Here is a 6,204-nt window from a genome sequence, read left to right on the forward strand (position 1 = left end):
CAGGAGTCCACCATGTCGAAAAAGACCGTCTTCCGCCTCGCCGCCATCGGCACCTTCCTCGGCACGGCCTCGCTGCTCGCGCACGCCGACCAGTGGAGCGACATCAGCCAGCGCAAGGAACTCAAGTGCGGCACCTTCGCCGACGTTCCTCCCTTCGCCGCGCCCGACCCGAAGACGCGCGAAATGGTGGGCCACGACGTCGACCTGTGCAACGCGCTGGCCAAGGAGCTGGGCCTCACCGCCAAGGTCACGCCGCTGTCGGTGGAAGCGCGCGTGCCCGAGGTGAAGCTCGGCCGTGTCGACGTGACCGTGGCCAACCTGGCCTACACCAAGAGCCGCGGCGAGCAGATCCAGTTCAGCGACCCGTACTACGTGGCCAAGGAAATGCTGGCCGTGAAGGCCTCCGACCCCGGCACCGCCAAGGCCGACTTCAAGGGCAAGCGCCTGAGCTCGACCAAGGGCTCCACTTCCGAGCTGTCGATCAAGATGAACGGCTCCGAGCCGGTCACCTTCCAGGACACGGGCTCTGCCTTCATGGCCGTGCAGCAGAACAAGTCGGTCGGCATGGTCGCCAACACCATGACCATCACCAAGCTGGTCAACCAGTCGAAGACCGAAGGCGTGGCGCTGAAGATGATCAAGGAGCCGATGGTGCTGCAGCCCGTGGGCATCGGAATGAAGAAGGACGAGCCCGTGCTGCTGTCCAAGGTGAACGCCGCCCTCTATGCGCTGGAGAAGTCGGGCGAGCTCGACCGCATCTGGGCCAAGTGGCTGGGCCCGAACACCGAGTACAAGATGGTGCGCGAGGAGAAGGTCACGCCGCTGGCCGAGCTCAAGTTCGAAATGCTGCCCTGAGTCTCCGGCGCCGCGCACGCAACAAGGCCCGCGAGGTTTGAAACCGCAGCGGCCAAGGCCAGGAACACCGCGGAACCGGCTTTGCCGGGCCGCAGGTGTTGCCCCCTCGGAGAGGGGGTTGGCGAAGCACACGAAGTGAGCGAAGCCTGGGGGAGCTTCCTAGTCGTAATTTGTGAAGCGGCTTGGTTCCTCGGTCTGCGTGTTCAGCGGCTTGTAGCCCTGGATGTTCTGCAGCAGCGTGCTCGTCGGGTTCGAGCCGATGTTGCCGAAGCCGTTGAACTGGATCTGGAACATCAGCCGGGTGTCGGGCGAGGTCCGGCCCGAGACGAGGCGCTCGAGCACGACGCGGCCCACCCAGCAGCAGGCGTTGTATTCGGCGCCGATCAGGCTGTCCGACATCGCGCGGTCGTGCAGGCTGTAGCTCAGCCGGCCCACTGCATACCAGCGGCCCGGGTCGCCGGGTTTTCTTTCGCCGAAGAGCCCTCTGGTCAGCTCGCTCAGCGGCCACTGCCAGTTGAAGTCCACCGTCTTCGTGCCGTCGTTCGCGGTGGTGCTGCTGTCGGCCTGGTAGCGGAAGGCGGCGGTGAGGGTGTGATACGGCGCCGGCGTGTAGCGCAGCGTGAGCGCGTCGCGCGTGCTCTTGCCGGTGTCCATGTTGTACTGGGCCAGGCCGTCGATGCTCCACTTGGGATTCCAGTGCACCTGGCCGCCCAGGATGAAGTCGCCCGAGCGGTCGGTCACCGCGGTGCCGCCCGGCAGCGTGACGTTCTGGTCGCTGAAGCGGAAGCGCTGCGCGATGCCGAAGCGCGCCGACTCGGCGCCGGTGACGGGGTCGATCAGGCGCGTGGTCACGCCGGTGGTCAGCGTGTTGGTGTCCGAGATGCGGTCGTTGCCCGAGAACGCGTTCTCGGTGTAAAGCGTGGCGAAGCTGATGTCGTTGGCGGCCGTGTCGTACACCGGCAGCTGGCTCTGGTCGCGGTAGGGCGTGCGCACGTAGAAGGCGCGCGGCTCCAGCGTCTGGCGCCATGCGCTGCCGAACAGGCTGGTGTCGCGCTCGAACACCAGTCCGCTGTCCAGGCTCACCGTGGGCACGACGCTGCTGATGGAGGTCGCGCCGCTGGCCAGCGGCGAGTCGAGCTGGTAGGAGGCCGTGTGCAGCAGCAGCTTCGGGATCACGTAGCCGCCCGGCGTGACCCACGGCCGGCTGATCTGCAGGTTGCCCACCATGCGCTCGCCGTTTGGCTGCTTGATGCCGTTGAGCGTGGGCGAGTAGGCCGAGTCGATCTCGAAGCGCGAGTAGTCCAGCGTGCCCGACACGTCGAAGCCGTGCAAGTCGTACTTGTTGTAGTTGGCCGTGATCTGCGGCACGCGGTTGTACGAGGGCGTGATCGGCGAGGCGGCGTACTGCAGCGTCTGGTAGGAGAGGGTGCGCGCCTGCCCGCTCCAGTCGCCCTTGCTCCAGTTGAGGTCGACCTCGTTCGTGAGCGTGCGCGAGGTGAGCGTGGGCGAGTGCGAGAAGTCGCGCCAGTAGTCGTCATCGCTCACGCGGTTGATGTTGAACGAGGTGCTCAGCGAATCGAGCCCGAAGGGCTTGGGGTCGAGCTTCTGGTCGTGCTTGGCCCACAGGCCCCAGCGATTGCGGTCGCGCAGGCTGTCGCTGGGCATCTCGTCGATGCGGATCTGGCCGCTATAGTTCTTCTCCAGGTAGCGGAACTCGGTGCCGACGTTGATGCCGCGGCTGGTCATGAGCTCGGGGTAGAGCGTGAGGTCGCGGTTGGGCGCGATGTTCCAGTAGTACGGCTGCAGGTACTCGAAGCCGTTGGTGGTGTCGAAGCCGATCACCGGCGGCAGCAGGCCGCTCTGCCGCGCGTTGCTCAGCGGAAAGGTGACCGACGGAATGGAGGGCGTGGTCACGCCCAGGAAGGTGATCTGCGCGTCGGTGGCGGTCGCGAGGTTGGTGTCGCTGTCGGTGGTCATCGTGACCGCGCTGAGCATCCAGTCGGGCATCCACCCCGGGCGGTTCTCGCGCAGGCAGGTGGTGTAGGTGACGTGCCGGGCCACAGAAACCTTCGGATCGACGAAGTCGATGCGCTCGGCCTCGCCGTGCCCGCCGTTGGCCAGCAGCGTGTAGCGCACATGGTCGAAGAAGCCCTCGAAGCTCTCGACCTTCAGGCGCAGTTCGGGACCCTCGTACACGTTGCCGGCCTGGTTCAGGTGCACGTTGCCCGTGGCGGTCGCGGTGTCGGCCGGTGGCCGGTACTCGAGGCGGTCGGCCGTGATGCGCGTGTCGCCGCGCCGCAGCGAGGCATTGCCCTCGACCGTCACTTCGAGGTCGGGGCGTCCGCTGAGCCGGTCGCCGTCGACGATGCTCGGGCGCGTGCCGCGTTCGGCCGGCGGGATCGTCTCGATCAGCTCGGGCGTGCGGCGCAGCGTGATCGGCGCCTCGGTCCATGCGTCGTCCTGTGCCGAGGCCGAGTGCGAACGCAGCATCAGCAGCGAAAGCAGCACCATCGGCGGCAGCGGAAAGCCGCGCCAGCGTAGTTTCATGTGAAGAGAAGAATGGTCCGGAAGGAGGCCGGCGCGTTCAGGCGTCCTGCCTGGCCTGCGATTCCCATGCGAAGCCGACGCCGTAGACCGAGCGGATCCAGTCGTGCGCGGCCGAGACGGTGGCCAGCTTCTTCCTGAGGTTCTTGATGTGCGTGTCGACGACGCGCTCGTTGACGTCCAGCGCCTCCGGGAACGCGGCCTCGAGCAGCTTCGAGCGCGTGAGCACGCGCCCCGGCTCCTGCGAGAGCGCGCGCAGCAGCAGCGATTCGCGGCGCGTCAGCGGCAGGTAGTGCCCGTCGAGGATCGCGCAGCCGCGCACCGCGCCGAAGGTGATCGGCATCGAAGGGCGGGCCACGTGTCGCCGCTGCGCGCAGCGGCGCAGCACGGTGTGGATGCGCACCACGACTTCTCTTGGCGAGAAGGGCTTGCACACGTAGTCGTCCGCGCCGAGATCGAAGCCGCGCAGCCGGTCGGACTCCTGCGCGCGCGCCGTCAGCATGATGATCGGGTGGTCGCTGCGCGCGCGGATCTTCTCCAGGATCTGCAGGCCGCTCACGCGCGGCAGTTCCACGTCGAGCAGGGTCAGCGCGGGCGGCGAAGTCAGGATGCGGTGCAGCGCGACCGCGCCGTCCTCGATGTGCTCGGCTTCGTGCCCGGCGCGGCGCAACTCGTCCAGCAGCACCGAGGCGGCGTCTTGCCCTTCCTCCACCAGCAGGATGCGGCTCATCGCGTCATTGCAGCTTCAGTGAACCGGGGTGCGCCTGCCTCACGGGTGCAGGTGCGTGCGTGTTGCGGTCGCGGCAGTTGCGCATATGGTCGTCCACCGTCAGGTCGCCCTGCAGGTCGGTCAGCAGCTGCAGCGTGCGGTCGATGGCGGCGTTGTCGAGCATGGGGTAGCCCTGCTCGGTGCGCCCGTTGTTGCGCGCCACGCGCGCGATGTAGGGCAGATCCTGCGGCGTGATGACGACGCTGGGCATCACGCCTTCGAGCTCCACGCCGTCGAAGGGCAGCAGCACGAAGTACTGCACCCGCAGGTCCGACGGCACCAGGCTGCGCAGGTGCGTGGTCTTGCGGCCGCACTGCCAGGCAGGGTCCTTCACCTCGCGCGCCAGCGAATGCCCGTGCTGGCGCAGGAACCAGCGCGGCACCGTGTGGGCCGAGGTCTTGCGGTACACCACCGCGTTGCGCCAGCCCTTCACCTCGAACAGGTACACGCCGGCCTCGCACACCAGCGCGACGTCGAAGCGCGCCGTGGGTACGGCGCTGCCTTCGTACATCGGGATGACGAGGTCGCGCAGCACGTGCATGCGTCCGAAGGCCGGCTGGAAGGCGGCGGCGAGCTGCTGGATGGCCAGCGTGGTTGCCGTGCTGCTCGCGGATTCGCTTTCAGGGGAGCAGATGCGGTGCGTGGGCGCGACGGCGTCCGGCTTCTTGTGTCCGTGGCCGGCCAGCGTGAGCACGGGGCGGGTCGGAACTTTGTGCAGGGCAGTGGTCATGTAGAGCTCCTTCGAATCTCAAGGATTGCGCAACTTTCGGGAGACTTTGTGCAGAAACGGCATTTGCCCAGCTTGTCCGCCTTGCCCGGCCTGCAGGTCCGCCACGGTGTCGATGGACGCACCGCTTCCGATGCTTCCCATGAGGACGACCCATGCAAGCGCAAGCTCTCCGTTTGCCGCGGCCAGCACGTGCAGGTCGAGCAGCAGGCCCTGGTAGTCCTCCATGAGCTGTACTTCGGAGATCTCGCCGCGGTCGCGGCGCTGCTTGGAGGACTCGAAGCCCGCTCGCGCATTCACGACGCGCGCGTATGCGGTGTTGGCGATGTCGCTCTGCATCTGAAGCCGTTGCAGCGCCTCGGCCACCTGCTCGCGCGCCTGCGCGACCGCATGCGCGTAGAGAGGCTTGCCGGGCACCTCGATGTCCCGTGCCTCCTCTGCCGCGGCGTCGATGGTGCCCGCGGGCATCGCCGACGGATCCGCGTCGTAGAGCGCGGCGGCGAGATTGATGTCGTTCCTGTTGGCGAGCACGGCCATCGGCAGCTCGCGCGGCACCTCGGCCGCGAAGCGGGGCAGCGACTTGTCCTGCAGCGCGTCGGCGAGCATCTCCTGGAGCGCGGCTTCCGACATGCGGCACTGCCTTGCCAGGTAGGCGATGTAGCTCGCGCGCTGGGCCTTCAGCTTCTCGATGGTCGATTGCGCGCCGGCCTGCCGTTGCGCGAGCTGCTTCGCGAAGTCGTCGTGCGGCAGCGCGCTGCCCTTGATGAGCGAGATCTGCCGCTCGACGGCCGAGCGCGTGTTCTCGAGGTAGACGAGCTCCAGCGTCTTCACCTTGAGCGCGATGTATGTGGCGGCAATGCCCGCTTCCGCGTTGCCTCCGAGCGATGCGGCCATCAGCTTGTCCATGGCGGGGTCTTCGAACCCGGCCCACCACGACTGCGTGTCCACGCGGGCCCGGGTGCGTGCCTTGTCGTGGTCGACGAACATGCCCGCGGCGAGCACCGAGGTCGAGTGGACCATCGCGATGCTCGTGCTGGCGCATGCGATGGCCAGCGCGCCGCACACCGTCGCTGTCAGGATTCTTGAGCGCTTCACGCCAGGGTCTCCAGCTTCTTCATGAGCGCATCTTTTCAGGCGATCTGGGAGAAATTTGAAGGGCCGTGCAACAGCCCTGCGCGCGCGTGCGGCACAGGTGTGATGTACGCACACAACACTCGGTGCAGCGGAAAGCCGAACCACCAAATTCCTCCCGAATTGGGCGAAACCATGCATGCAGCCGGTCGATACCGAGCGGCCGCATCAGACCTGA

Annotated in this window: 5 protein-coding genes; 1 reads left to right on the forward strand and 4 read right to left on the reverse strand. The window is 67.2% G+C overall.

Annotation, left to right across the window (positions count from 1 at the left end; genetic code table 11):
• Positions 1 to 12 precede the first annotated feature (12 nt).
• Entirely contained in the window at positions 13 to 855 is an 843-nt protein-coding gene (locus EJP69_RS16830) for an ABC transporter substrate-binding protein (RefSeq protein WP_093307702.1), read from the forward strand.
• A gap of 159 nt (positions 856 to 1,014) precedes the next feature.
• Here EJP69_RS16830 and EJP69_RS16835 read toward each other — a convergent pair whose 3' ends face one another.
• Genes EJP69_RS16835 through EJP69_RS16850 form a run of 4 tightly spaced genes read right to left on the reverse strand, consistent with a single transcriptional unit; the run spans position 1,015 to position 5,990 of the window.
• Positions 1,015 to 3,402 (reverse strand): LPS-assembly protein LptD, encoded by a 2,388-nt coding sequence (locus EJP69_RS16835; RefSeq protein WP_126471565.1) that lies wholly within the window; start codon positions 3,400 to 3,402, stop codon positions 1,015 to 1,017.
• 37 nt (positions 3,403 to 3,439) lie between these two features.
• Positions 3,440 to 4,129, reverse strand: coding sequence for a response regulator (locus EJP69_RS16840; protein WP_093209904.1), 690 nt, complete (start codon positions 4,127 to 4,129; stop codon positions 3,440 to 3,442).
• A gap of 4 nt (positions 4,130 to 4,133) precedes the next feature.
• Positions 4,134 to 4,898, reverse strand: coding sequence for a nuclease-related domain-containing protein (locus EJP69_RS16845; protein WP_093209902.1), 765 nt, complete (start codon positions 4,896 to 4,898; stop codon positions 4,134 to 4,136).
• Between the two features lie 18 nt (positions 4,899 to 4,916).
• Positions 4,917 to 5,990: a hypothetical protein gene (locus EJP69_RS16850; RefSeq protein WP_126471567.1), complete on the reverse strand. Its 1,074-nt coding sequence runs from the start codon at positions 5,988 to 5,990 to the stop codon at positions 4,917 to 4,919.
• Positions 5,991 to 6,204: the final 214 nt, after the last annotated feature.

It is taken from the genome of Variovorax gossypii, assembly GCF_003965815.1.
GTDB lineage: Bacteria > Pseudomonadota > Gammaproteobacteria > Burkholderiales > Burkholderiaceae_C > Variovorax > Variovorax gossypii.

Coding starts and splice junctions, on each gene's coding strand:
- EJP69_RS16835 (WP_126471565.1), bottom strand. CDS start 3,402: ATGAAACTACGCTGGCGCGGCTTTCCGCTGCCGCCGATGGTGCTGCTT.
- EJP69_RS16845 (WP_093209902.1), bottom strand. CDS start 4,898: ATGACCACTGCCCTGCACAAAGTTCCGACCCGCCCCGTGCTCACGCTG.
- EJP69_RS16840 (WP_093209904.1), bottom strand. CDS start 4,129: ATGAGCCGCATCCTGCTGGTGGAGGAAGGGCAAGACGCCGCCTCGGTG.
- EJP69_RS16830 (WP_093307702.1), top strand. CDS start 13: ATGTCGAAAAAGACCGTCTTCCGCCTCGCCGCCATCGGCACCTTCCTC.